20 protein-coding genes and 1 riboswitch are annotated in these 24,423 nt (G+C 70.9%); of the genes, 8 read left to right on the forward strand and 12 right to left on the reverse strand.

From position 1 onward, the window contains the following. Nucleotides 1–98: 98 nt before the first annotated feature. Nucleotides 99–1,754, forward strand: coding sequence for a M23 family metallopeptidase (locus ACIRHA_RS29995; RefSeq protein ID WP_403852391.1), 1,656 nt, complete (start codon nt 99–101; stop codon nt 1,752–1,754). Between the two features lie 70 nt (nt 1,755–1,824). On the opposite strand, the gene pcrA is transcribed toward ACIRHA_RS29995, so the two are convergent. Beyond that, entirely contained in the window at nt 1,825–4,338 is a 2,514-nt protein-coding gene (pcrA, locus tag ACIRHA_RS30000; protein ID WP_403852394.1) for a DNA helicase PcrA, read from the reverse strand. Nucleotides 4,339–4,523: 185 nt separating this feature from the next. Continuing rightward, nucleotides 4,524–4,676: riboswitch (cyclic di-AMP (ydaO/yuaA leader) on the forward strand. A gap of 7 nt (nt 4,677–4,683) precedes the next feature. On the opposite strand from pcrA, the gene ACIRHA_RS30005 reads away from it, so the two are divergent. Further along, complete coding sequence (locus ACIRHA_RS30005) at nt 4,684–5,868, forward strand: NlpC/P60 family protein (RefSeq protein ID WP_403852398.1); 1,185 nt, start codon at nt 4,684–4,686, stop codon at nt 5,866–5,868. A 40-nt stretch (nt 5,869–5,908) separates the two neighbouring features. Here ACIRHA_RS30005 and ACIRHA_RS30010 read toward each other — a convergent pair whose 3' ends face one another. After that, on the reverse strand, nt 5,909–6,262 hold the full coding sequence (locus tag ACIRHA_RS30010; protein WP_403852401.1) for a hypothetical protein: 354 nt from the start codon (nt 6,260–6,262) through the stop codon (nt 5,909–5,911). Between the two features lie 294 nt (nt 6,263–6,556). On the opposite strand from ACIRHA_RS30010, the gene ACIRHA_RS30015 reads away from it, so the two are divergent. After that, nucleotides 6,557–7,597 carry an NlpC/P60 family protein gene (locus ACIRHA_RS30015; RefSeq protein WP_403852404.1) on the forward strand — a complete coding sequence of 347 codons (1,041 nt, stop codon included), beginning with the start codon at nt 6,557–6,559 and terminating at the stop codon, nt 7,595–7,597. 23 nt (nt 7,598–7,620) lie between these two features. Here ACIRHA_RS30015 and ACIRHA_RS30020 read toward each other — a convergent pair whose 3' ends face one another. From ACIRHA_RS30020 to ACIRHA_RS30030, 3 genes are all read right to left on the reverse strand, one after another. Then, nucleotides 7,621–8,265 (reverse strand): LysE family translocator, encoded by a 645-nt coding sequence (locus ACIRHA_RS30020; protein WP_403852869.1) that lies wholly within the window; start codon nt 8,263–8,265, stop codon nt 7,621–7,623. A 64-nt stretch (nt 8,266–8,329) separates the two neighbouring features. Next, the gene (locus tag ACIRHA_RS30025) at nt 8,330–9,013 is read right to left on the reverse strand and encodes a LuxR C-terminal-related transcriptional regulator (protein ID WP_389270347.1); all 684 of its coding nucleotides are present in this window, start codon (nt 9,011–9,013) and stop codon (nt 8,330–8,332) included. Continuing rightward, on the reverse strand, nt 9,010–10,317 hold the full coding sequence (locus ACIRHA_RS30030) for a PspC domain-containing protein (RefSeq protein WP_403852407.1): 1,308 nt from the start codon (nt 10,315–10,317) through the stop codon (nt 9,010–9,012). The genes ACIRHA_RS30025 and ACIRHA_RS30030 overlap by 4 nt, the downstream gene beginning before the upstream one ends. Nucleotides 10,318–10,538: 221 nt before the next feature. On the opposite strand from ACIRHA_RS30030, the gene ACIRHA_RS30035 reads away from it, so the two are divergent. Beyond that, on the forward strand, nt 10,539–11,855 hold the full coding sequence (locus ACIRHA_RS30035) for a PspC domain-containing protein (RefSeq protein WP_403852409.1): 1,317 nt from the start codon (nt 10,539–10,541) through the stop codon (nt 11,853–11,855). Beyond that, nucleotides 11,845–12,081, forward strand: a complete 237-nt coding sequence (locus ACIRHA_RS30040) for a hypothetical protein (RefSeq protein ID WP_403852412.1) — start codon at nt 11,845–11,847, stop codon at nt 12,079–12,081. Before ACIRHA_RS30035 ends, ACIRHA_RS30040 begins: the two co-directional genes overlap by 11 nt. A gap of 109 nt (nt 12,082–12,190) precedes the next feature. On the opposite strand, the gene ACIRHA_RS30045 is transcribed toward ACIRHA_RS30040, so the two are convergent. Together ACIRHA_RS30045 and ACIRHA_RS30050 are read right to left on the reverse strand one after the other, a co-directional pair. Further along, a complete protein-coding gene (locus tag ACIRHA_RS30045) occupies nt 12,191–12,715 on the reverse strand; it encodes a DoxX family protein (RefSeq protein WP_403852414.1) in 525 nt (174 codons plus the stop codon). 102 nt (nt 12,716–12,817) lie between these two features. After that, entirely contained in the window at nt 12,818–14,089 is a 1,272-nt protein-coding gene (locus ACIRHA_RS30050; protein ID WP_403852416.1) for a hypothetical protein, read from the reverse strand. A gap of 151 nt (nt 14,090–14,240) precedes the next feature. Here ACIRHA_RS30050 and ACIRHA_RS30055 point away from each other — a divergent pair, with 151 nt between their 5' ends. Then, a complete protein-coding gene (locus ACIRHA_RS30055; RefSeq protein ID WP_403852418.1) occupies nt 14,241–15,119 on the forward strand; it encodes a DUF4429 domain-containing protein in 879 nt (292 codons plus the stop codon). 38 nt (nt 15,120–15,157) lie between these two features. On the opposite strand, the gene ACIRHA_RS30060 is transcribed toward ACIRHA_RS30055, so the two are convergent. Together ACIRHA_RS30060 and guaA are read right to left on the reverse strand one after the other, a co-directional pair. After that, a complete protein-coding gene (locus ACIRHA_RS30060) occupies nt 15,158–15,949 on the reverse strand; it encodes a class II aldolase/adducin family protein (RefSeq protein WP_403852421.1) in 792 nt (263 codons plus the stop codon). A 181-nt stretch (nt 15,950–16,130) separates the two neighbouring features. Beyond that, nucleotides 16,131–17,711 carry a glutamine-hydrolyzing GMP synthase gene (guaA, locus tag ACIRHA_RS30065; protein WP_403852424.1) on the reverse strand — a complete coding sequence of 527 codons (1,581 nt, stop codon included), beginning with the start codon at nt 17,709–17,711 and terminating at the stop codon, nt 16,131–16,133. A 336-nt stretch (nt 17,712–18,047) separates the two neighbouring features. Between guaA and ACIRHA_RS30070 the strand changes: the two genes are divergently transcribed. After that, entirely contained in the window at nt 18,048–18,308 is a 261-nt protein-coding gene (locus ACIRHA_RS30070) for a chorismate mutase (protein WP_403852426.1), read from the forward strand. A 336-nt stretch (nt 18,309–18,644) separates the two neighbouring features. Further along, complete coding sequence (locus tag ACIRHA_RS30075) at nt 18,645–19,007, forward strand: hypothetical protein (RefSeq protein WP_403852429.1); 363 nt, start codon at nt 18,645–18,647, stop codon at nt 19,005–19,007. 83 nt (nt 19,008–19,090) lie between these two features. Here the strand turns inward: ACIRHA_RS30075 and ACIRHA_RS30080 are convergent, their stop codons facing one another. The 3 genes from ACIRHA_RS30080 to ACIRHA_RS30090 all read right to left on the reverse strand — a co-directional run bounded on the left by ACIRHA_RS30080 (nt 19,091) and on the right by ACIRHA_RS30090 (nt 24,399). Beyond that, on the reverse strand, nt 19,091–20,908 hold the full coding sequence (locus tag ACIRHA_RS30080; RefSeq protein ID WP_403852432.1) for a GMC oxidoreductase: 1,818 nt from the start codon (nt 20,906–20,908) through the stop codon (nt 19,091–19,093). 44 nt (nt 20,909–20,952) lie between these two features. Further along, complete coding sequence (locus ACIRHA_RS30085) at nt 20,953–22,581, reverse strand: succinic semialdehyde dehydrogenase (RefSeq protein ID WP_403852435.1); 1,629 nt, start codon at nt 22,579–22,581, stop codon at nt 20,953–20,955. Between the two features lie 132 nt (nt 22,582–22,713). Next, on the reverse strand, nt 22,714–24,399 hold the full coding sequence (locus ACIRHA_RS30090; RefSeq protein ID WP_403852438.1) for a serine/threonine-protein kinase: 1,686 nt from the start codon (nt 24,397–24,399) through the stop codon (nt 22,714–22,716). Nucleotides 24,400–24,423 lie beyond the last annotated feature (24 nt).

Raw genomic sequence — 24,423 nt, forward strand, 5'->3', positions numbered from 1 at the left:
GGCCCGGAAACCCGACGAAGATTGTCGCGCCCTCATACCGACGGGTACAGTCACCGCACTGCTCTGGCAGCCCTGTTGTCGAGGCGAAAGAGAAGTTGGTGAACGACCGCAATCCGTCGGGGACCGCGCCTTACGCGGCGTACGACGGTCACTCCGCGACCAGCTTCGCAAGCGATCCGCTCTTCGGCGACATGGCAGAGGACCCCTACGAACCCGGCTCCCACGCGACCGGCCAGTGGCACACGGACCCCCAGCAGCAGTACGCCGACCCCTACGCCTCCGCGTATTACGGCACCGGCACGTACGACACCGGTACTTACGACACCGGTATCTACGACACCGGCGCCTATGACACGACCGGCGCCTGGCCGACCGCCGGGTACGAGCAGGTCGCGGACATCCCGGCGCAGCAGCCCCGGACGATGGCCGAGCAGCACGCCACGGGTCAATGGGACACCTCGGCGTACGAGACGCAGATGTACGCGGCTCAGCACCCCGACACGCAGAGCTTCGAGGCCCCGTCCCTCGGGACGCAGAGCTTCGACACGCAGACCTTTGAACCCCAAAGTTTCGAGACGCAGAGCTTCGAGACGCAGAGTTTTGAGTTCCAGGGGTTCGAGGCGCAGCACTTCGAAGCGCAGGGCTTCGAGACCCAGAGCTTCGAGGCGCCGTCCTTCGAGACGCAGAGCTTCAGCACGCACGACATGCTCGGCACGCCCGACCCGCACGACACCCAGGGTTTCACCCACACCTTCCAGTCCCCGGTCTTCGGTACGACCGCCTACGACACGGGCGCGTACGACGCCACACAGTGGAACGCTGCCGAGCACGGGCACGAGCACGAGCACGAGCCGATCGTGGACCCGGCCCCCGAAGCGGACCATGCGCATGCGCACGGCCCCGACCTCGACTCCGATCTCGGCCCCACTCCCGGCCTCGACCCCACCCCCGAGCCCTCCCCCGCGCCCCCGCAGCCCACGTCACGCCGGGCCGGGAAGAACGTCTCGCGTGGGCGCGCAGGCCGTCGTCGTCCGCCGGCCAAGCGGTCCGCGCTCGTCACCGTCGTCGTGCCCTCGGTCTGTGTGGTCGGCGTCGCCGGAATCGCCGCGGCGAGCGTCGGCGGGGGCAGCGGGGACGGCGGCAAGGAGACGCAGGCCGCGGCCGCTTCGGACGCGCAGGCCGTGAAGCCGGCCGTCGCCAACAACAAGCTGGACTCGCAGTTGAAGGACCTGTCCGCCGACGCGGGCGACTTCGCCGACCGGGCGAGCCGCACGCAGGAGCGGATCGACCTCAAGGCGAAGCAGGAGGCGGCGCGCAAGCAGGCCGCCGAGGAGGCCGCGCGCAAGGAAGCGGCGCGGCCCAAGTTCGTGCTGCCGGTGAAGCAGCACGGGCTGAGCGCCTTCTTCGGGCAGGCCGGCGTCAACTGGATGTCCCAGCACTCCGGCATCGACTTCCCCGTCTCGTACGGGACTCCGGTGATGGCCGCGACGGACGGCACCGTGAAGACGGAGTGGAACAGCGCGTACGGGAACATGGCCAAAGTGGTCGCCAAGGACGGCACGGAGACCTGGTACTGCCACCTGTCCACGCACACCGTGACGAGCGGTCCGGTGAAGGCCGGTGACGTGATCGCGCGGTCCGGGAACTCCGGCAACTCGACCGGCCCGCACCTGCACTTCGAGGTGCGGCCCGGCGGCAGCGCGGCGATCGACCCGCTGCCGTGGCTGCGCAGCCACGGCCTCAACCCGAACTGAGCCGCTCCCTCCACAGCCCTCGCTGAGCCGCTCCCCCTTCGAGCAAGCGGCTCAGCGAGGCGGCAGGCCGCTACAGCTTCTCGACCGGCGCGTACCGCAGCAGCAGCCGCTTCGGCTTCGGGTCGCCGAAGTCGATCGACGCCTCCGACTTGTCACCCGTGCCCGACACGCCCACCACCGTGCCGAGACCGAACTGGTCGTGCGTGACGCGGTCGCCGACGCTGAGGGCCACCACCGGCTTGGAGTTCGCCCGGCTCGTGGCGAAGGCCGGCGTCGTACCCGTGCGGGAGCGCGAGGACGACAGCGTGGCCGCGATGCCGCCACCGATGCTCTTGGTCGAGGCCGCGGGCGTGGACGGGCCGGTGCGCTTCCAGTCCAGGTGGCCGACCGGGATCTCCTCCAGGAACCGGGAGGGCGGGTTGTACGAAGGCTGGCCCCAGGCGCTGCGCATGGAGGCACGCGTCAGATAGAGGCGCTGTCGCGCGCGCGTGATGCCCACGTACGCGAGGCGGCGCTCCTCCTCCAGCTCCTTGGCCTGGCCGAGGGAGCGCATGTGCGGGAAGACGCCGTCCTCCAGGCCGGTCAGGAAGACGACCGGGAACTCCAGGCCCTTGGCCGTGTGCAGCGTCATCAGCGTGATGACGCCGCTCCCGTCGTCCTCCTCGTCGGGGATCTGGTCGGAGTCGGCGACGAGGGCGACGCGCTCCAGGAAGGCGGAGAGTCCCCCGCCGCTCGTCCCGGCCTCACCCTCGGCCGTGCCGCCGCCCGCCTCGGTCCCGCCCTCCGCCGTGTCCTCGCCCGCGGCGGACTCCTGCTCGAACTCCAGGGCCACGGCGGCGAGTTCCTGGAGGTTCTCGATCCGGGTCTCGTCCTGCGGGTCGGTGGAGGCCTGCAGTTCGGCGAGGTAGCCGGTGCGCTCCAGGATGGCCTCGAGGACCGTGGCAGGACCCGCGCCCGACTCCACGATCGTGCGGAGGTCCTCCATCAGCGTGTTGAACCGCTTCACGGCGTTCGCCGAGCGGGCCGCCATCCCGTACGCCTCGTCGACGCGGCGCAGCGCCTGCGGGAAGGAGATCTTCTCGCGCTGGGAGAGCGCGTCGATCATCGCTTCGGCGCGGTCGCCGATACCGCGCTTCGGCACGTTGAGGATGCGGCGCAGCGGCACCGAGTCCTCGGGGTTGGAGAGCACGCGCAGGTAGGCCAGGACGTCCCTGACCTCCTTGCGCTCGTAGAAGCGGACGCCGCCGACGACCTTGTACGGCAGGCCGGTCCTGATGAAGATCTCTTCGAAGACACGGGACTGCGCGTTCGTCCGGTAGAAGACCGCGACGTCGCCCGCCAGCGCGTCGCCCGCGTCCGTGAGCCGGTCGATCTCGTCGGCGATGAACTGCGCCTCGTCGTGCTCGGTGTCCGCGACGTAGCCGGTGATCTGGGCGCCGGGTCCCTCGTTGGTCCAGAGGTTCTTGGGGCGGCGCGACTCGTTGCGCTCGATCACCGCGTTCGCCGCGCTGAGGATCGTCTGCGTGGAGCGGTAGTTCTGCTCCAGCATGATCGTCTTCGCGTTCGTGTAGTCCTCTTCGAACTGCAGGATGTTACGGATCGTGGCGCCACGGAACGCGTAGATCGACTGGTCCGCGTCACCCACGACGCACAGCTCGGCCGGGTCCGCGTCCTCGCCCTCGGTGGGGCCGACCAGTTCCCTGACCAGCGCGTACTGCGCGTGGTTCGTGTCCTGGTACTCGTCGACGAGGACGTGGCGGAAGCGGCGGCGGTAGTGCTCGGCGACGTCCGGGAACGCGCGCAGCAGGTTCACCGTCGTCATGATCAGGTCGTCGAAGTCCAGCGCGTTCGCCTCACGCAGGCGTGCCTGGTACATCGCGTAGGCCTGGGCGAGGGTCTTCTCGAAGCCGTCGGCAGCCGTGCCCGCGAAGTCCTCCTCGTCGATCAGCTCGTTCTTGAGATTGCTGATCTTCGCGCTGAAGGACTTCGGCGGGAACTTCTTCGGGTCAAGGTCCAGGTCGCGGCAGACGAGCGCCATGAGCCGCTTGCTGTCGGCGGCGTCGTAGATCGAGAAGGAGGACGTGAAGCCCAGCTTCTTGCTCTCCCGGCGCAGGATGCGGACGCAGGCGCTGTGGAAGGTGGAGACCCACATGGCGTTCGCGCGCGGGCCCACCAAGTCCTCGACGCGCTCCTTCATCTCGCCCGCGGCCTTGTTCGTGAACGTGATCGCGAGGATCTGGCCGGGGTGCACTCCGCGCTCGGCGAGCAGGTACGCGATGCGGTGCGTGAGGACGCGGGTCTTGCCGGATCCGGCGCCCGCGACGATGAGCAGCGGGGCGCCGCCGTGCACGACGGCCGCCTGCTGGTTCTCGTTCAGCCCCTCGAGGAGGGTGGCCGAGTCGAGGACCGGGCGCGGGGCGCCGTCCCGATAGTGCGCGTCCCGCTCCGGGGGCACACCGAACAGCCCGTCCGGCATCGGCTCCGGGGCCCCGTCGTCGTACTCGGGGTCCGGGGGCGGCGGCGGGGGCTCCTCCGCACTGTTCTGGAGGCCGGTCAGGAAGCTGTCGTCAAAGAGGCTGCTCATCGCTCTACGAGTCTAGGCCGCCCCACTGACAACCCGCGGCCCCCTTGGAAATCCAAGGGGGCCCAGAGGAAGAGATCACGAAAATGTATCGGGCATATCGAACATCAACCTTCACAGCAGCCACACGAGTTGGCTACGGTGCAGCCGGGCAGCCCGTCCCCCCGCCCGCGGAAGTCGCGGCGAACGGGCAGCCCCCGCTGAGTTCCGTACGCCGCGAGGCAGGGAACCGGGGACCCAACCGACCTTGGGGTGAATCGGTCAGCCGACCGTAGGGCAGCCTTCCACGTACCACGCCCGAACCCGACAGCTAACCCGGTAGGCGGACGACGGAAGGAGTCGCCTGCCTTGGCGTCGCACCGCAAGCCCCGCAGCCGTTCCCGGATGACCGGCGGCCTTCGCACGACCCCGGCGGTCGGCATCACGACCGCCGCCCTCACGTCCGTGGCCCTGCTCTCGCAGACGGCGCAGGCCGCGCCCGCGCAGCCGTCGTCGAAGCCGCGTCTCGAAGAGGTCCAGCAGAAGGTCGACACCCTGTACCGGCAGGCCGAGGTCGCCACCCAGAAGTACAACGGCGCCAAGGAACGGACCGACTCCAAGAAGCACCAGGTCGACAAGCTCCTCGACGATGTCGCGCAGCGCACCGAGGACATGAACACGGCCCGCCAGAAGCTCGGCAGGTACGCCGCCGAGCAGTACCGCTCGGGCAGTGTGAGCGACACCGCGACCATGTTCCTCGCGGACGACCCGGAGGACTACTTCTCGCAGCGCCAGCTGATGAGCCGGCTGACCGACGAGCAGAAGAAGTCGATCGACGACTATCAGAAGCAGACACGCGAGACCGCGAAGAAGCGCACCGAGGCCCAGTCGAGCCTCGAGGACCTCACCGACTCGCAGGCCGAGCTGAGGTCCTCGAAGGAGACCGTCCAGACGAAGCTCTCCGACGCGCGTCAGCTGCTGTCCAAGCTGACCGCCGAGGAGAAGGCGCGGCTCGCCGCGATCGAGAAGGCCAAGGAGGAGGCGGCCCGCAAGAAGGCCGCCGAGCTGGCCGCCGAGCAGAAGGCCGCGGAGGCGGCGAAGCGGAAGGCGGCCGAGGAGGCGAAGGAGCAGGGGCAGTCCTCCGGTTCCTCGGGCTCCTCCACCGGCTCGGCGGGCTCATCGGACGCCTCGTACGCCACCAAGGCCGCGCAGGCGCTCGCGTTCGCCAAGGCGCAGGAGGGCAAGCCGTACGTGTGGGGTGCCACGGGACCGGACTCGTACGACTGCTCGGGTCTGACGCAGGCGGCGTGGAAGTCCGCGGGGATCTCGCTGCCGCGGACGACCTGGGACCAGGTCGAGATCGGCAAGACGGTGCCGCTCTCCGATATCCAACCCGGTGACCTGGTGTTCTTCTACGACGACATCAGCCACGTGGGCCTCTACATGGGCGACGGCATGATGGTGCACGCGCCGAAGCCGGGCGCGGTGGTGCGCGAGGAGTCGATCTACTACGACGGCACGTCGTCGATCCACAGCGTGGTGCGGCCTGCCTGAGCCCCGTCGGTGACGCCTGTGACGCCTGTGACGCCTGTGATCAGGTCCAGAGCACCGCGATGAAGATGTTCGCGACGGTGAGCGCGCCGACCGTCGCGAACAGGCCCTTCTCCGCCTTCTCCTCGTCCCGCTTCACATAGACGATGCCGAGGATCACGATCAGGACCGCGAGCTTCACGCCGATCTTGATGTTGTTCACGGTGGAGCCGTCGGCCTGGTTGAGGCCGACCAGGGCGACGCCGGTCACCAGCATCGTCAGCGCGCCGTGCAGCATCGCCTTGTTGAAGCGGGCCGCGCCCTCCTTCATCGCCGACATCTGCGTGAGGAAGCCGCCGAGCAGCGAGGCGATGCCGATGATGTGCAGACCGACGAAGAGGTTGATGAGTACGTCCATGGGGCCGGAGCCTACTTGGGCCCGTTTCGGGCCACTTCGGAGGCCCGGCTGTCACTCTCTGCCACCGCCCGTAACAAATGGGCCAGTTGCGAACAATCGGCCACCAACCCGTTACGCCGAGGTTTAGCGTCCTTGCTCAGGTGACCGGCTCCCCACCGCCGCCCGAACCAGGGGCGGCAGTCGGACACCCCCGCCGAGAAAGGTCCGGCGGCGACCCGCTCCCCCTGTGCGGGCCGCCGCCGGACGCGCGACCGGGGGCCGTGCGTTTCGGACGGCCGCCCAGAGGAGGACCTTGTGCCGGCAGCGCACCGCAAGCCCCGACCGCGTTCGCTCAGCGGTGGCACGGGCCGCACCGCGGCCACCCTCGCCCTCGCCTCCGCGGCCACCGTCACCGCCCTCGACGGCGGGGCGGCGCACGCGGAGCCCGAGCTCAGCCCCACCCAGGTGCGGGCCAAGGTCGACAAGCTGTACCAGGAGGCGGAGGTCGCCACCCAGAAGTACAACGGGGCGAAGGAGAAGGCGGACGGGGCGCGGAAGAAGGTGGACGCGCTCCAGGACGAGGCGTCCCGGCGCACCGAATCCCTCAACTCCGAGCGCGAGAAGCTGGGTTCGGTGGCGGCCTCCGAGTACCGCACCGGAGGCGTGGACCCGTCGGTCCAGCTGCTCCTCTCCTCCTCCCCCGACGCCTACCTCGACAAGGCGTCCCTCACGGAGCGCATCGGCGCCCGGCAGGCCGCCTCGGTCACCCGCGTACAGGGCGAACTCCGCGAGATCGACCAGCTGCGCGGCGACGCCGACGGCACACTCTCCGAACTCCGCGCCAAGAAGGCCGAGTTGGAGGACAACAAGAAGAAGGTGAAGCGAAAACTCGCGGAGGCACGCCGCCTCCTCGACCGCCTCACCCCTGAGAAGCGCACGCCCACCGCCACGCAGAGCGGACACGCCTCGCGCTCGGCGGAACGCGCCGACCTCTCCCAGGCCACCAACTCCCGTGCCAAGGCCGCGGTCTCCTTCGCGTACGGCGCCCTGGGCAGCCCCTACGTATGGGGCGCCACCGGCCCCTCCGCCTTCGACTGCTCGGGCCTGACGCAGGCCGCGTACAAGGCGGCCGGGGTCTCAATCCCCCGCACGACGTACGCCCAGATCGACGCGGGCCCGCGCATCCCGAAGTCCCGGCTCCAACCCGGCGATCTGGTCTTCTTCTACTCCTCGATCAGCCACGTGGGCCTCTACATCGGCGACGGCAAGATGATCCACGCCCCGAACCCGAGCGCACCGGTCCGGGTGGCCCCGATCGACGAGATGCCCTTCGCGGGGGCGACACGGGTGGCGTGATCCTGCCGGACGCCCGACGCTTCTCAGTCCGCCCGCCCCGTGGCCGCCACCGTCACGCCGAGGCCCACCATCGCGAGGCCGCCGGCGCCGCCGACCGCAGCGAGGCGGCGCGGAGAGCGGGCGAACCAGGTGCGGGCCGTGGACGCGACGAGGCCCCAGAGGCTGTCGGAGGCGATCGCGATGACGCTGAACACCAGGCCCAGGAGCAGCATTTGGAGCACCGTGTGCCCCGCCTCCCGGTCGACGAACTGGGGCAGCACCGCCGCGAAGAAGACGATCGTCTTGGGGTTCGCCACGCCCACCACGAAGCCCTCCCTGAGGGTGCGCAGGGTGGTGGTGCCCGCCGCGCCCCGTTCCTCCTCGAACACCGCGCGCAGCGAACGCCGCCCCCGTATCGCCTTGATGCCCAGATAGATCAGGTACGCCGCGCCCACCAGCTTCAGCGTCATGAAGATGGCCACCGAACGCTCGACGAGCGAGCCGATACCGAGGGCCACGGCGATCACGAGGACGTACGCCCCGAGCGCGTTCCCCACGACCGTCGTCAGCGCCGCGCGGCGGCCCTGGGCGAGGGCCCGGCCGACGACGAAGATCACGCTCGGCCCTGGGATGACGATCAGCAGCAAGGACATCGCCGCGAAGGCGAGAAGGCGGTCGGCGGACATCATGGGGTCCATTGAGGCACAGCGGATGCCTCCCGCCCAAACGGATTTCGCCCCGGCCGGCCGGCGCTCACACCAGTCGTCGCGCCGTCGCCCACCGCGTCAGCTCGTGCCGGTTCGAGAGCTGGAGCTTGCGGAGCACCGCCGAGACGTGCGACTCCACCGTCTTGACGGAGATGAAGAGCTGCTTGGCGATCTCCTTGTACGCGTAACCGCGCGCGATGAGGCGCAGGACCTCGCGCTCGCGCTGTGTGAGGCGGTCCAGGTCCTCGTCCACCGGCGGCGCGTCGGTGGAGGCGAAGGCGTCCAGGACGAAACCCGCGAGCCTCGGCGAGAACACCGCGTCGCCCTCCTGGACACGGAAGATGGAGTTGACGAGGTCCGTGCCGGTGATCGTCTTCGTGACGTAGCCGCGGGCGCCGCCACGGATCACGCCGATCACGTCCTCCGCCGCGTCCGACACCGACAGGGCCAGGAAGCGCACCGGGTTCTCCGCGTCCGCCATCATCTGGGCGCTGCGGCGCAGCACTTCGACGCCGCCGCCGCCGGGGAGGTGCACGTCGAGGAGGACCACCTCGGGCCGCGTCGCCGTGATCACCGTGACCGCCTGGTCGACGTCGGCGGCCTCGCCGACCACCTCGACGCCCGTCTCCTCGGTGCGGCCGATCTCCGCCTGGACGCCGGTGCGGAACATCCGGTGGTCGTCGACCAGGACCACTCGTACCCGTCGTGTCTGAGCTGCCTCGTCGGTCATGACGTCCCTTCCGCCCTCTTCATGGTCAGTTCGACCTCCGTGCCGCCGTCCGGCACCGCCCGCAGCCGGGCCGTCCCGCCGTTGCGTTCCATTCGGCCGATGATCGATTCTCTTACGCCCATGCGGTCGGGCGGGATGGAATCGAGGTCGAAGCCGGGGCCCCGGTCGCGTACGGAGACGAAGACCATGTCCCCGTCGACGTCCCCCTCGACCTCCGCGTACACCTGGACGGCGCCGCCCGTGCCACCGTACTTGGCGGCGTTCACCATCGCTTCCCTCGCGGCCTGCATCTGTGCCGACAACTGCTCGTCGAGCGGGGTGTCGCCCACCACCACGACCTCCAGCGGGACCCCGTGCTTGTCCTCGACCTCGGCCGCGTTGCGCTTCACCGCCTCCGCCACCGTCTCCGGCTCCTGCGGGTTCTCCGCGGCCGCCGGCTTGTAGAGCCACGCGCGCAGGTCGCGTTCCTGGGCGCGGGCGAGGCGGCGCACCTCGGCCGGGTTGTCCGCGCCCCGCTGGATCAGGGTGAGGGTGTGCAGGACCGAGTCGTGCACATGGGCCGCGACCTCCGCCCGCTCCTGTGCACGGATGCGCATCAGGCGTTCCTCGGAAAGGTCCTGCGTCATCCGGATCAGGTAGGGGCCCGCGAGGAGTGCGATGCCCACGAGGACGGCGAGCGCCGCCTGGAGAATCGGGCCGATGTGCTCGGTGGCGCCCTGCGTGACGAAGATGCCGGTGACGCCCGCGCCGACGAGCAGCACCCCGGAGCCCGCGCGCGCCAGGCTCAGCGTGCGCCGGCGGCGGCCGACCTCCATCCAGCGGGCCCTGCGCGCGTTGTCGGCCTGCCGCCAGACGAGCGCGACGCCCGCCGCGACGAGCACGGTGGGGATCAGATACGCCTTGGTGTTGCCGGTCAGGTTCACGTTCTCCACGAAGATCATCGCTACGACGACCATCAGGAGCAGGGCGAGGATCTGGCCCTTGTCCGGCTTGCGCGTCACCAGCCTGCGGCGGCCGTCGGTGGACGTCTCCGTGCTGAGGACGGGCGGCCGGTCCGCGCCGACGCCGCCCACGCCCAGCGGCACGAAGAACCAGAACGCCGCGTACAGCAGCGCCCCGAGCCCGTCCGCCATGAACAGGCCCACGAAGACCAGGCGCACCCAGATCACCGGCAGCCCGAGATGCCCCGCGAGGCCCCGCGCCACTCCGCCCAGCCAGCGTCCGTCGCTGCTGCGGTAGAGCTTGCGCGGCGGCCGCGGGTCGTCTCGGTTCCCTGCGAGAGGGGCGGGCGCTGCTTCCGGCATGCCACCGATCGTCACACGCCGCACGGGGCCGGGCATCAGGGTTCGGCCCGGATACTTCCCTGATCTTCGGGCCGGGGCAGTGACTCTTCGGGCCGGGGTCGGTGACTCGTCGGGCCGGGGGCCGTGGCCGCGGGTGACACGGGTGCCTCAGGGGCGATCTCAGGGTTCGTCCAGGGTTGTCCCGGCTGCCGCGAGCGGGCCCCGGCCGTCACGATGTACGTATGACGGAGCAGCCCCTTCACGACGCGTCCCCGCACGACGCACCCCCTGAAGACGCGAGGTCACCACGGCCGCTGCGCGGCTTCCGCAGGGACCGGCGGTACAAGACGCTGGGCGGGGTGTGCGCGGGGCTCGGCCGGCACTGCGACATGGACCCGGTGATCTTCCGCATCGGCCTCTCGGTGCTCTCGGTGACCGGCGGCGTCGGGCTGATCTTCTACGGCTTCGCGTGGCTGTTCGTCCCGTACGAGGACGAGAACGAGTTCCGCAAGCTCCTCACGGGGCGGGTGGACGGTCCTGGCCTCGCCGCGATCGTCACCGCGCTCGTCGGCTGCGGGGTGTTCCTCTCCATGCTGAACAACGGGGGCGCGCTGACCTTCGCCGTCGTGCTCGCGCTGCTGCTCGCAGGCGCCGGCTACTGGTCGCAGGCGCGGCGCACCGCCGATCCGGACCCGGTGGCCGCCCAGGCCGTCGCGGACGCGCCGCCGGAGGCGCAGGCGCCGCCGGTCGCGCGTGGGCCCTCGTGGTGGCGCGACCCGATCGTGAAGGACGGCACGCACGAGGGCGGCACCGGCTACCTCTGGGGTCCCGCGGGCACCGAGGAGCGCCCGGCGGCGGCGCGGTTCGGCTCCTGGCGCGGGCCCGTCGCCGCCGGGCCCGCCGCGCCACCGCGGCCGGCCGGGCCGCGCGGCATCGGCGCGCTCACGTTCCTCGGCGCGCTGATCGCGGGCGGCATCGGCACGGGAGTGACGTGGGACGAGCGCACCCTCGACGTCAGCCTCCAGACCGGACTCGCCTGTGCGCTCGCCGTGTTCGGCCTCGGCATCGCGGTGAGCGCGTTCCGCGGCCGCACCGGGGTCGGCTCGATCCTGCTCGCGCTGATCACGGCGGGCCTGCTCACGGCGTCCGCCGCGCTGCCCGGGAACATCAGCACGCAGTGGGCCCGTGCCGACTGGACGCCCGCGCGCGCGGCGGCTGTTCGGCCGCACTACGAACTGGGCTCGGGCGTCGGCACGCTCGACCTCTCCAAGGTGTCGGTGGCCGAGGGAAAGACCCTCGCGACGCATGTGGAGGTGGGCGCGGGCAAGCTCCGGATCGTGCTGCCCGCGGACGAGACGGCGCGATTGCGGGCGGAGGTCGGCGTAGGGGACATCCGGCTGCCCGACGACCCGTCGCGCGACATCGACATCCGCCCGGACCAGCAACAGACCGTGACGCTCACGCCGCCGGGCTCGAAGGACGGCGCGGAGGCCTCCGGCACGATCGAGTTGCATGTCGAGGTCGGGCTCGGACAGGTGGAGGTGGATCGTGCGGCGTGAATTTCATCCGGGGCGGCTGGTGGCCGGGCTGGTGTTGTTGGCGACGGCGGTCGTGTACGTCGGCGATGCGGGGGGCGCGTGGGACGCGCCGTGGTTCGTGGGGATTCCGCTGGTGTGCGGAGGGCTGTGCCTGGCGGCGGTCGTGGGCACGGTCCGGCGGATGACCTCCCGCCCCCGGGGCTCCGCCCCGGACCCCGCTGCTCAATCGCCGCAGGGGCTCAAATAATCCGACCCCGCCGGACTCGGATGATCCAACCGTCGGCACACATCAAGCCCCTGCGGCGATTGAGGCGCGGGGCCCGGGGCAGAGCCCCGAGGCGTAGGTGGCGTTCGGGTCAGTACTCGGGCGACCTCAGCCTCCGGCCGCGCCACCACGAATCGATCGACCACACCGCCGCCCCCGCCAGGACCAGGGGGAGCCACGCCATCAGGTACGCCAAGTCGTTCCCGAGGTAGTACGGCTCCGTCGCCCAGCTCACCGTCAGCCACAGGCTCAACGAGATCAGCGCCCCGCCGACCGCCGCGAGCCGCGCGAGAACCCCGAGCAGCGTGCCGATCCCGACCACCAGCTCGCCGAAGGCAATCGCGTAGCCGAACCCGGCCGGTGACCTCAGCGCGAGGTCGACGAGCTCCGGGATCGCGGACGTGTCCCGCACACCCCGCATCTGGTCACCGATCGAGCCGCCCCCACTGGCCTTGAAGAACGCGCTGTCGGTGAGCTTGTCGAGGGCGGCGTAGATGAACGTGACGCCGAGGAAGACGCGCAGCGGCACGAGGGCGTACCGCTGCGCCGTCTCGCGCCAGTCGCCCCGTGGCGGGCCGTAGTTCGTGGTCAGGTCGGATCGCATGCTGTGCGCCATAGCCGCTCCGCCGCCTCTCGCGCGCCTCTCGCGCCTGGTGTCTTTACCTGACCATACGTACGAGAGCACGCCCCGGCTCAGCGCTGAAGCCGTTCGGCCGCCTCAATCGACCACGTCGATCCCGCACCGGTTCGTCTCGACGCCCGCCGCGGTGATCACCTGCACCTCGACCCGCCCCGGCTCGACGTCCACCGGGACCGGCACGGTGAGCAGGGCGTCGGTCGGGTTGGTGAAGCCGCCGGGGACCGGGACGAGCGGCACATGGACGTGGACCGGGCCGATCCGCACGGCGACCCGCGCGAGCTGGTCCACGGCGCCCGCGCCGGGCGGCACGAATCCGGAGCCACGGATCTCGATGTCGTCGCCGGTACGGATCGGCGCGTCCAGGTCGCCGGCCTCCCGCGCCCGCACCACGGACAGGATCGCCGGCCGGCCGCCCTCCGCGTACTTGCCGGCGAGATACGTCGCCGCGGACACGCCCACCAGGACCGCGAGGGACCACGGCAGGTCCGGCAGCTGGTCGGGGCGGCGGGCGAGGCGGACGGCCGCCCAGACGACGGCTGCCGCACCCACGGCGACGTACTGGACGTCGGTGAAGCTGCCGCGCCCGGAGTCGTCGGTGAGCAGGTCGGCGGCGCGCGGTCGGGGCGCCCGCAGCTTCTGAAGCCGCTGCCCGCCGACACGGACCCCGACCACCCGCCGGACGAGCACGGCGACCGCGCAGACCACGGCCAGTACGGTCAACAGGCCGGCGCCACGGCCGAGTTCGAGCCCGTCGATGAGGGCGTCACGGTGCGCGGGGCCGGCCGCGAGCGCCAGTTCACCCGCGAGTACCAGGACGGCGTACACCACCAGCAGGAGGACGCCGCACGCCACCGCGCGCGAGGTCGACAGGCGGTTGTCCTCGCCGATCAGCGGCGCGAGCAGACCGCCGCGCGCCCGGTGCAGATACCCGGCCGCGGTGAGCAGCCCGGCCACCACAAGCGCGGCCACGAGCCCCGCCGTGCGGGCGGCGGTCCAGCCGGCGCCGATCGCGGTGAGCGACTGGCCGATCAGCAGCGCGCACCCGCCGCCCCACACCACGTACAGCGTGCGCGGCCACAGCCGGGTGAACCAGGCGACGCCTTCTTCGCGGCCGCGGTCGGCCATCGCCCGCGCGGACTGCGTGAGTTCGTCGGAGATCCACTGCCGCGACGCCCCGGCCGAGTGCGCGACGGCCGCGGGCAGCCCCTGCCCCGCCGCCAACTCGTCCCGCTTCGCCGCGAATCGGGCGACGGCCCTGCGATGCCCCTCGCGCGCCCCCCGCGGACAGTCGCCGCAGGTGCACCCGCCCTCGTGCGCCGTCCGGTCGTTCCGCGCTTCCTGCACCGCCACTGCCGCCGCCCCACCCTCGTCAACTTCCGCACCTTGAAGGGGAATTGTGCCGCACGCCGGGGGCGTGAACCTCGCACGGGCCCACCCCGCACGGGTGAACGGCTTTGACCTGCATTGACCGGAGTATTGACGTCGCTGCGAGAATTTCCGTATGGCCGAGATCATCCAGCGTGACGGAACCTGGGCCTTCGACGGGACCATGGTCCGCATCACCCCAGGTCTGCACCGGTCGGTCGCCCTGCTGCGGCAGACCTACGGCGAGATCGACGTGCCGCTCACCGCCGTCGCCGGCGTCGCCTACGAACCCGAGCGCAGACGCGGCCGCCTCCGCCTCACCCTGCGCGAGGCCGCGGACCCGCTGCTCCAGGCGACCGGCGGCCGCCTCCCGGACACCGCCGACCCGTACCGGCTCACGGTCGACGCGGACCGCTCAGGGGTCGCCGAATACGTCGCCGAGGAGATCCGGCAGGCCCTGCTGCTCGAACAACTCCCGCCGGGCCCCGCCGATTCGTACCTCGTACCGGGGCCCGCCGTGCCGGTCTCGGTGCGCTCCAGCGACGGCCTCGTCTCCTTCGACGGCAGCCGGGTCCGCATCGACTGGAGCGAGACCTCGGACCGGGTGAAGCGCTCCACGGGCCCCCGCGTCATCGCGCTCGACGACCTCGACGAGGTCGAGTGGGTACCCAACTCCGGTTACGAGGACGGGGTGCTGCGCTTCGTCCCCAAGGGCTCCCCGTACTCCAAGGGCTCCTCGCACTCCAAGCTGCCGGCGGAGAAGGACCCGTACGCCCTCGACCTCTGGGGCAACGCCCGCAAGGACCTGCTGACCGCCCTCGTCGCCGCAGCGGTCACGGCCCGCCTCCCGCACCCCTCGGCGCCCCGCGGCACACCCCCGCTGCTGCCCCGGCAGGCCGACCACGACGTGCTGCTGCGGCGCCTGCGGGAGCTGGGCGAGCTGCACCGCGGGCACGTACTCACGGACGAGGAATTCGCGAGGACGAAACGGGCGGTGCTGCGCGACTTCCGGTGATCACCGGCTGCCCACGGGAGTGACGACAGTGCCGACAGTTACGACAGCAGGTCCGGCTCGCTGCGCGTGATGTCCTGCCACAGGCTCTGATAATTGATCCAGCCCACGAGGTCGCTGCCCGTCTGCTCGCGGGTCGCCATCGCCTGCCGCCGGTCGATCAGCACCGGACGCCCTGCCGAGCGTGCCGCCAGCTGCACCTCGCAGGCCCGCTCCAGGGCGATGAACCACCAGGCCGCCGCGTCCACCGAGTCGCCCACCGTGAGCAGCCCGTGGTTGCGCAGCACGAGCGCCTTGTGCGAGGCGAGGGCGACGGCGATCCGCTTGCCCTCCTCCGGGTCCACGCCGACGCCCGTGTACTCGTCGAGCAGCGCGTGGTCCTCGTAGAACGCGCAGGCCTCCTGCGTGATCGGCTCGACCAGTTCGCCGAGCGCGGCCACGGCGCGGCCGTACGTGGAGTGGCAGTGCGCGACCGCGACCACCTCGGGGCGGGCCCGGTGCACCGCGACGTGCGTGGTGAAGGCGGCCTGGTTGACGTGGAAGCGGCCGTCCACGACCTGCCCGTCCCCGTTGGCGAGCACGAGGTCGCTCACCGTGACGTGCTTGAAGGGCACGCCGAACGGGTTGACCCAGTAGCAGTCGTCGTACTCCGGGTCGCGGGCGGTGATGTGCCCGGAGACCCCTTCCTCGTATCCGAACCGGCCGAAGACGCGCAGGGCGCCCGCCAGCCGCTCCTTGCGGTACCTGCGCTCGTCGGCGTACGTCTCGTGCTGCGGCGGCATCGCGAACTGGAGCTGGTCGTGGGGTATCGGGGCGGGGTTCTGCGTCGACATGGTGCGGAAGGTACCTCCGCGAACCGCAGGGTGACAGGGCCGATGTGTGAAAAGAATGCGGCGAAACGCGCGGGGACACCGGCCGGGGGGCGTCGGGAGAGGGGGTCCGGGTGATGAAGCGGTCGTAGGCGACGCAAGCGAAAGTGCCGCCCACCCGAAGGTGGACGGCACTTTCACAGGACTACTCCCACTCGATGGTGCCCGGGGGCTTCGACGTCACGTCGAGCACGACCCGGTTGACGTCCTTGACCTCGTTCGTGATCCGCGTCGAGATCTTCGAGAGCACGTCGTACGGCATCCGCGTCCAGTCCGCCGTCATGGCGTCCTCGGACGAGACGGGGCGCAGGACGATCGGGTGGCCGTACGTGCGGCCATCGCCCTGAACGCCGACGCTGCGGACGTCCGCGAGCAGGACGACCGGGCACTGCCAGATCTCGCGGTCGAGGCCGGCCGTGGTCAGCTCCTCGCGGGCGATGGCGTCGGCCTCGCGGAGCAGGTCGAGGCGGTCCTTGGTGACCTCTCCGACGATGCGGATGCCGAGGCCGGGGCCGGGGAACGGCTGGCGCTGGACGATCTCGTCCGGCAGGCCCAGCTCGGCGCCGACCGCGCGGACCTCGTCCTTGAAGAGCTGGCGCAGCGGCTCGACGAGCTCGAACTCGATGTCGTCGGGCAGCCCGCCGACATTGTGGTGCGACTTGATGTTCGCGGTGCCGGTGCCGCCACCGGACTCGACGACGTCCGGGTAGAGCGTGCCCTGCACGAGGAACGCGACCTCGGGGCCGTCCTCCTGGAGGATCTCCAGCTGGGCCTGCTCGAAGACGCGGATGAACTCGCGGCCGATGATCTTGCGCTTCTCCTCGGGGTCGGAGACCCCGGCGAGCGCGTTCAGGAACCGCTCGGACGCGTCGACGACCTTGAGGTTCGCGCCGGTCGCGGCCACGAAGTCCTTCTCGACCTGCTCGGTCTCGCCCTTGCGCATCAGGCCGTGGTCGACGTACACGCAGGTCAGCTGCGAGCCGATGGCCTTCTGGACGAGAGCCGCGGCGACCGCGGAGTCCACGCCGCCGGACAGGCCGCAGATCGCGCGCTTGTCGCCGACCTGGGCGCGGATCGCGGCGACCTGCTCCTCGACGATGCTGCCGGTCGTCCAGCTCGGCTCGATGCCGGCGCCGCGGTACAGGAAGTGCTCCAGGACCTGCTGGCCGTGCGTCGAGTGCATGACCTCGGGGTGGTACTGGACCCCGTACAGCTTCTTCTCGTCGTTCTCGAAGGCCGCGACCGGTACGACGTCCGTGGACGCGGTGACGGTGAAGCCCTCGGGCGCCGCGGAGCAGGCGTCGCCGTGCGACATCCACACGGGCTGCTCGGTGGGGGTGCCCTCGAAGAGCGTCGAGTCGCCCTTCGACACGGAGAGCGGGGTGCGGCCGTACTCGCGGGCGCCGTTGTCGTCGACGGTGCCGCCGAGGGTCGTGGCCATCAGCTGGAAGCCGTAGCACATACCGAAGACGGGGACGCCGGCCTCGAAGATCGCGCGGTCCAGGCTCGGGGCGCCCTCCGCGTAGACCGACGAGGGGCCGCCGGAGAGGATGATCGCCGCCGGGTTCTTGGCGAGCATCTCGTCGACCGGCATGGTGCTCGGGACGATCTCGCTGTAGACCCGGGCCTCACGGACGCGGCGGGCGATGAGCTGGGCGTACTGCGCACCGAAGTCGACGACCAGGACGGTGTCGGGGGCGGCGGCAGCGGAGGTCGCTGATGACACGGGTTGCCTTCCGGCGGCTTAGCGGGGGGTCGTGGGGCCGATTCTACCGGGTGCGGCAGCCGTGGTTGCGGCCACGGGGCTCTGCCCCCGGACCCCGCGGGCTCTCGTCCAAAGTGCGGGCTTGATGTGAGCGGCGGGGGCTATGATGTCCGCATGTTCTCGCTCACGACCTTCGTCTTTAGCTATGGCAGCCGGCTCGCCGGGTGTCATGGTCGTGCTGCTTGAGTTACTGACAAGCGAATTCACCAGACGCCCCGGGCCGACAAGGCCCGGGGCGTCTGGCGTTTCCGGGACTCGTCGATTCGGGGCTCCCCCACCACACCCGAGGAGCCCTTCATGACCACCACCGACACCACCACCGAGGTCATCTCCGGCGCCCGCGAGCGCATCGACGCGCTCGACGACCGGATCATCGGCCTCGTCCAGGAACGCATGGCCGTCTCCGCCGTCGTCCAGGAGGCGCGGATCGCCTCGGGCGGGCGGCGGGTGAACCTGTCGCGCGAGAACGAGGTGCTCGGGCGCTACAGGGACGCGCTCGGCAGGCCCGGCACCTCGCTTGCCATGACGCTGCTCGAACTGTGCCGGGGCCGGGTCTGACCGGCTCCGGCCGGCGGGGCACCTCAGTTCGGTTGCGTCCTCACCCATACGGCGCGTGACCCGTTGGCACAGGCTTCGTTGGTCCCGGTGTCCGTGCCAGCCAGGGGCGGGCCGATCGAACCACGCGTGGCTCCGCTGGAGCGTTGAGACGTATCGGTCATGCCGTACGTCGTGGGACCTCGCTCCAGACAAGTGACCGGACGGCAGGGGACAGCAGCCCGGTCACACCAGAGAACGGTCGGCCTCGGGGACGCCCGGGGCCGACCGGCCTCCCGTACAACCCTTTCCGGCCATCGCGGGTCACTTCAGCGGAACATCCCAGCCTCTGAGGACCCGATGAAACTTCGTCGCGCGCTCAAGGCCGAGCCTTCCGAGGAGTGCACCGCGGGCGAGGACAGCCCCGGCCCCCTCGCCGAGCTGCGAGGGCTCCCGTCGAAGATCGTCGCCGGTTCCGGGTGGCACGGCTTCACGTTCCGCGTCACGAACATGACCGACCAGGACTTCGCGTCGGCGCGGGCGCAGGTGTACGCGTTCTCGTTCGCGTACGAGGACGAGTCGGCCCCCGGCCATGTGCCGCCGGTCGGCGGCCACACGGGTTCGCCGAAGCCCACAGCCACGGCCACAGCCACAGCCACCGCGTCGGCCTCCGCGTCGTGGCGGGCGGTGCGGTCATGTACGCCGTACGTCGCCGCACGGTGAGCAACGAGGCGTAGCCATCCGTACGTACGGGAAGGACCCGCACTCGGAGGGGGGTGCGGGTCCTTCTCGTATCGCCACAAGGGTCAACTGGACTGCGACGGCTCCTTGTCGCCCCGCTTGCTCATGCCCTGCTTCGGCGGCACCTCCGGCACCGCGAGGAGCGGGAGCTTCAGCGCGCCGAAGGCCTCCGCCGGGACCGCCGGGTTCCTCGGCTCGACGGGCGCGAGCCGCCGGTACGCCGAGCCGACCTCCGGGCGGGTGTCCTCCTCGCCCTTGTTCGGCCAGTACGACAGGGCCCGCTCGGCCTGCGCCGTGATCGTCAGGGACGGGTTCACGCCGAGGTTGGCGGTGACGGCGGCGCCGTCGACGACGGAGATGCCGGGGTGGCCGTAGACCCGGTGGTACGCGTCGATCACGCCGGTCTCGGCCGAGTCGCCGATCGGGCAGCCGCCCAGGAAGTGGGCGGTCAGCGGGGTGCCGATCAGCTCGCCGACGTTGGAGCCCGCGAAACCGTTGATCTCCGCCGCGATCGCCGTGGCGCCCTCGGTCGCCGCCTTGATCTGCTTGGGGTTGGGGGCGCCGTGCCCCTGCCGCGCGGTGAGCAGCCCCTTGCCGACGCCGTCCGCCTTCAGATGCGTGGTCAGCGAGTTGTCGAGGGACTGCATGACGAGACCGATGATGGTCTTCTCCGACCAGCGGCGGTTGGAGAGCGAACGGACCATCAGGGTCGGGTGCTTGACCACGTTCGCCAGCCAGCCGGCGACCCGCGACGAGCCCTCCGCGTACGGGACCTGGAGGACCGACAGGCCGCCCATCGAGTTCGAGCCCTTGCCGTAGCGGACCGGCTCGATGTGCGTGTTCGCGTCCGGGTGGATCGAGGACGTGATGGCGACGCCCTTGGTGAAGTCGACCTTCGCGACGCCGTGCTTCTTCTTGTAGCGGCGGTTCGTGGTCTGCGAGCCGACGAGGGCCTCGGAGTTGGTGCGGGTCAGCTCGCCCAGCTTCTCGGACAGGTACGGCAGTTGGCCGCTCGCCTTCATGCGGTGCAGGAGGGTCTGCGTGCCGTAGGTGCCCGCCGCGACGATCACCTTGGGCGCGGTGAAGGTCCGGCCGGCCGCCTTCTTGTCGTCCGTGGGCAGTGTCGCGATCGCGTATCCGCCCTGCGAGTCGTCCGTCACCGAGACCACCGACGTCATCGGGTGGACGACGGCGCCCGCCTTCTCGGCGAGGTACAGGTAGTTCTCGTTGAGGGTGTTCTTCGCGCCGTGCCGGCAGCCCGTCATGCACTCGCCGCACTCGGTGCACGCCTTGCGGGCGGGGCCCGCGCCGCCGAAGTACGGGTCCTCGACCCGCGTGCCGGGGGCCGCCCTCGACTCGCCCTCGGCGTCCTTGCCGTCGCCGAAGAAGACACCGACCGGCGCCAGGTGGAAGGTGTCGCCGATACCCATCGACTCGGCCGCCGCCTTCAGGTGCACGTCGGCGGGGCTCATCGTCGGGTTGAGCCGTACGCCGAGCATGCGCTGCGCCTGGTCGTAATACGGCTTCAACTCCTCCTGCCAGTCCGTGATGTGCGCCCACTGCGGGTCCTCGAAGAACGGCTTCGGCGGCACGTAGAGGGTGTTGGCGTAGTTCAGCGAACCGCCGCCGACCCCCGCGCCTGCCAGGACCATGACATTCCCGAGCAGATGGATGCGCTGGATGCCGTACATGCCGAGTTTGGGCGCCCAGAGGTAGTTCTTCAGGTCCCAGGAGTTCTTGGGGAGGGTGTCCGGGGTGAAGCGGCGGCCCGCTTCCAGGACCCCTACCTTGTAACCCTTTTCGGCGAGCCGGAGGGCGGACACGGATCCGCCGAAGCCGGAGCCGATGACCACCACGTCGTAGTCGTAGCCGTCCTGCGTCACGTATGCGTTCTCCTTTGAACTTTGAACGGTGGGGCGGCCGATGGCTACTTCAGGCGGAACTTCTTCATCACCGACAGGCTCACGCTCATGAACTTCGCGTACGCCTCGTCGTCCATGCCGAACGACGGGGCCATCGGCATGACGCGCTGGTGGGCGACGGTCTGGGCCTCGGTGTACTTGAGGATTCCCTCGGAGCCGTGCCGGCGGCCGAGGCCGGACTCCTTCATGCCGCCCATGGGCGACTGCACGCTGCCGTACGCGGGGGCGTACCCCTCATTGATGTTCACGGTGCCGGTACGGAGGCGGGCCGCGACCTCGTGGCCGCGCTTGGCGCTCTTCGTCCAGACCGAGGAATTCAGGCCGTACGCCGTCGAGTTGGCGAGCGAGATCGCCTCGTCCTCGTCGCTGAAGCGGTAGATCGAGACGACCGGGCCGAAGGTCTCCTCGTTGCAGACCGCCATCGGGGCCTCGACGCCGTCGAGGATCGTCGGCTCGAAGAAGTACGGGCCGATGTCGGGGCGCGCGGCGCCGCCCGCGACGAGCGTGGCGCCCTTCGCGACGGCCTCGTCGACGTGCCGCGTCACCGTCTCCAGCTGCCGCTCCCCGACGAGCGAGCCCATCTCCGCTCCGTACGCGAGGGAGCGGCCGAGTCGCATCCCCTTGGTGCGGGCGGCGAACCGGGCCACGAACGCGTCGGCGATGGACTCGTGGACGTACAACCGCTCGATGGAGATGCACAGTTGACCGGCCGAGGAGAAGCAGGCGCGGACCGCGCCGGCCGCGGCCTTCTCCACGTCGGCGTCCTCAAGGACGAGCATGGCGTTCTTGCCGCCCAGTTCGAGGGAGACGCCGACGAGACGGGCGGCGGCGCCCTGCGCGACCTCGCGACCCGTGCGGGTCGAGCCGGTGAACGAGACGTAGTCGGCGTGCTTGACCAGCTCGGGGCCGACGACCGGCCCCTCGCCGAGTACGACCTGGAAGACCTCGGACGGCAGGCCCGCCTCGATCAGCAGGTCGCGCGCCCACAGGGCGGTCAGGCAGGTCTCCGTGTCGGGCTTCATGACGACGGCGTTGCCCGCGACGAAGGCGGGGAGCGCGTCGCCCACCGACAGCTCAAGGGGGTAGTTCCACGGCGCGATCTGGCCGACGACACCGCGCGGCTGGCGCAGCTCGGTGACCTTGGTCAGCGTCGGGACCGCGCCCGTGTGCCCCTTGGGCTTCAGGTACGACGGCGCCTTGCGGCCGTAGTGCCGGGCGGCGACCGTGACGGCCTGCACCTCTTCGTGCGCGTGCAGGCGGGCCTTGCCGGTCTCCAGCTGGATCAGGTCGAGCACCTCGGCCTGGCGGGCGAGCACCAGGTCGTGGAAGCGCAGCAGGACGGCGGCACGCTTGCGGACCGGCGTCTTCGCCCAGACCTCCTGGGCGGCGCGGGCCCGCTCGAAGGCGGTGGCGACGTCCTCGGGCGTGGACTCCGGCAGGTCGGCCAGCTTCTCGCCGGTGAACGGCGTGTGGTTCGCCGTCCGCCCCGAGCCGACCACGTCCCGCGTGAGGCGGGCGATCAGGTCGGGCGTGACCACGTCGACGGCCGTGCGGGCGCCCTCGGGGGCGGCCGCGACCGGGTTCGTGCGGGTCTTCTCTGCCACGTGCTCGGGGGTGGCCTGCGACTGGGTCATACGGGCGAGCGTAGGTCCGGGCGCCCGCTTTCGGTACCCGTCGGTAACAGGTTTCACCGACTGCACACACCGCGCCAGTGATCGCTGGCAGCAAAGCCGCTGATCAGGGCTTTGCCGCCAACGAACGCAAGTTCAGAGCTTCTTGACACTCAGGTTGTCGATGGCACCCTTGGCGACCTCGCGACCGCGCTCGGTGAAGTCTCCCTTGCCCGGATAGTCGACCCACAGCCGGTACATGTCGCCTGCCTTGGTCTTGTAGTAGAAGGCCTTCGCCTCGCGCGGCACGTCCTTGTCGAAGTCCGTGCCGATGCTTCGCACGCCGTACGTGATCGTGTTGAGCGCGGCGTCGCGGTCCTGGTACGTGACGTTGGAGTCGGTCTCGCTGGTGCTCTTGGTGTCGCTCGACATCGACGCCCCGGCGCCGCTGAACGTGCCGCCCTTGATGTCCTCGGAGTCCTTGGAGGCCTCGGCGTCGGCCGTGCTCGCGATGTCGGCCACCTTGTCCTTGTGGTCCGCGCGCGACAGGTTCACGGTGATCGCGCCGCTCGGATCCGCGTACGTCATCACCGACTTGTCGTCCTCGTCCGGGATCGGGATGTACGAGTCCGGCAGCCCGAGGGTCGCGTCCAGCGGCGCCCCCGCCTCGAACTCCTTCCACCCGTCAGGCAGCGGCCCCGCGAACGGGTTCGCGACGACCAGGTACGCGGCGACGGCCGCCACCACGACGCCCGCGCCGATGCCCAGGAGGGTCTTGCGGCCCAGGCGCAGGCCGCCCTGTGCCGAGCCGATCCGGACGACCTGGGTGGGCGCCTGGGACGGGGGCTCGGCGGCCTTCTCCAGGAGGACGCGCACCTGCGCCGCGTTGGGCCGGCGGGCCGGGTCCTTCTGCAGCAGCCCGTTGATGGCGTCGGCCAGCGGGCCCTGCGCGGCGGCGGGCGCGGCCGGTGTCGCGTTGAGCACGGACTGGAGCGTGGCGGGCGTGTTGTTGCGGCGGAACGGGGACACACCCTCGGTCGCCGCGTACAGCACGACGCCGAGCGACCACAGATCGGAGGCGGGACCCGGGCGCTGCCCAAGGACCCGCTCCGGGGCGATGAACTCGGGCGAGCCGACGAAGCCGCCGGTGTCGGTCAGATTCGTCTCGCCCTCGATCTGGGCGATGCCGAAGTCGGTGAGGATCACGCGGTCGTGGCGGCCGAGCATCACGTTGTCCGGCTTCACGTCGCGGTGCAGGATCCCCGCGGCGTGCGCGGCCTCCAGGGCGCCGAGCACTTCGAGGCCGATACGGGAGGCCTCCCGGACGCCGAGCGTGCCCTCCTGGAGGGCGGCGCCGAGCGAGCGTCCCTGCACGAACTCCATGACGATCCACGGCCGGCCGTCCTCGACCGCGACGTCGTGCACGTTCACGACGGAGGGGTGGTCGAGCCGGGCCGCGGCGCGGGCCTCGCGGCGCATCCGCTCGAAGGCGTTGGCCCGCTCCCGTTCCGGCAGGTGGTCCGGCAGCCGCGGCTCCTTGACCGCCACCTCGCGGTCCACCGTCTCGTCCTTCGCCCGCCACACCGTGCCCATGCCGCCGTGGCCCAGCTTGCTCAGCAGCCGGTAGCGCCCGGCCACGAGGCGGCCCGCGCCCGGGTCCTGCTGCTCGGCCACGACCTGCGTGGGCTGCGGCTGCGGCGGTTGGGACTGCGGCGGGAGCGGGACCTGCGGGGGCTGGGCGTACGGGTTGCCGGGGTGCGGCGCGTACGGCTGCTGCGGCGGTCGCAGGGCGAAGCTGGTGGGATCGTTCGGGCCGTGTGCGGGTCCCCCGTTGTCACTCATGGGTCCATCAGTACCGTGCGGGAC

Source organism: Streptomyces sp. NPDC102360, from assembly GCF_044766085.1.
GTDB lineage: Bacteria > Actinomycetota > Actinomycetes > Streptomycetales > Streptomycetaceae > Streptomyces.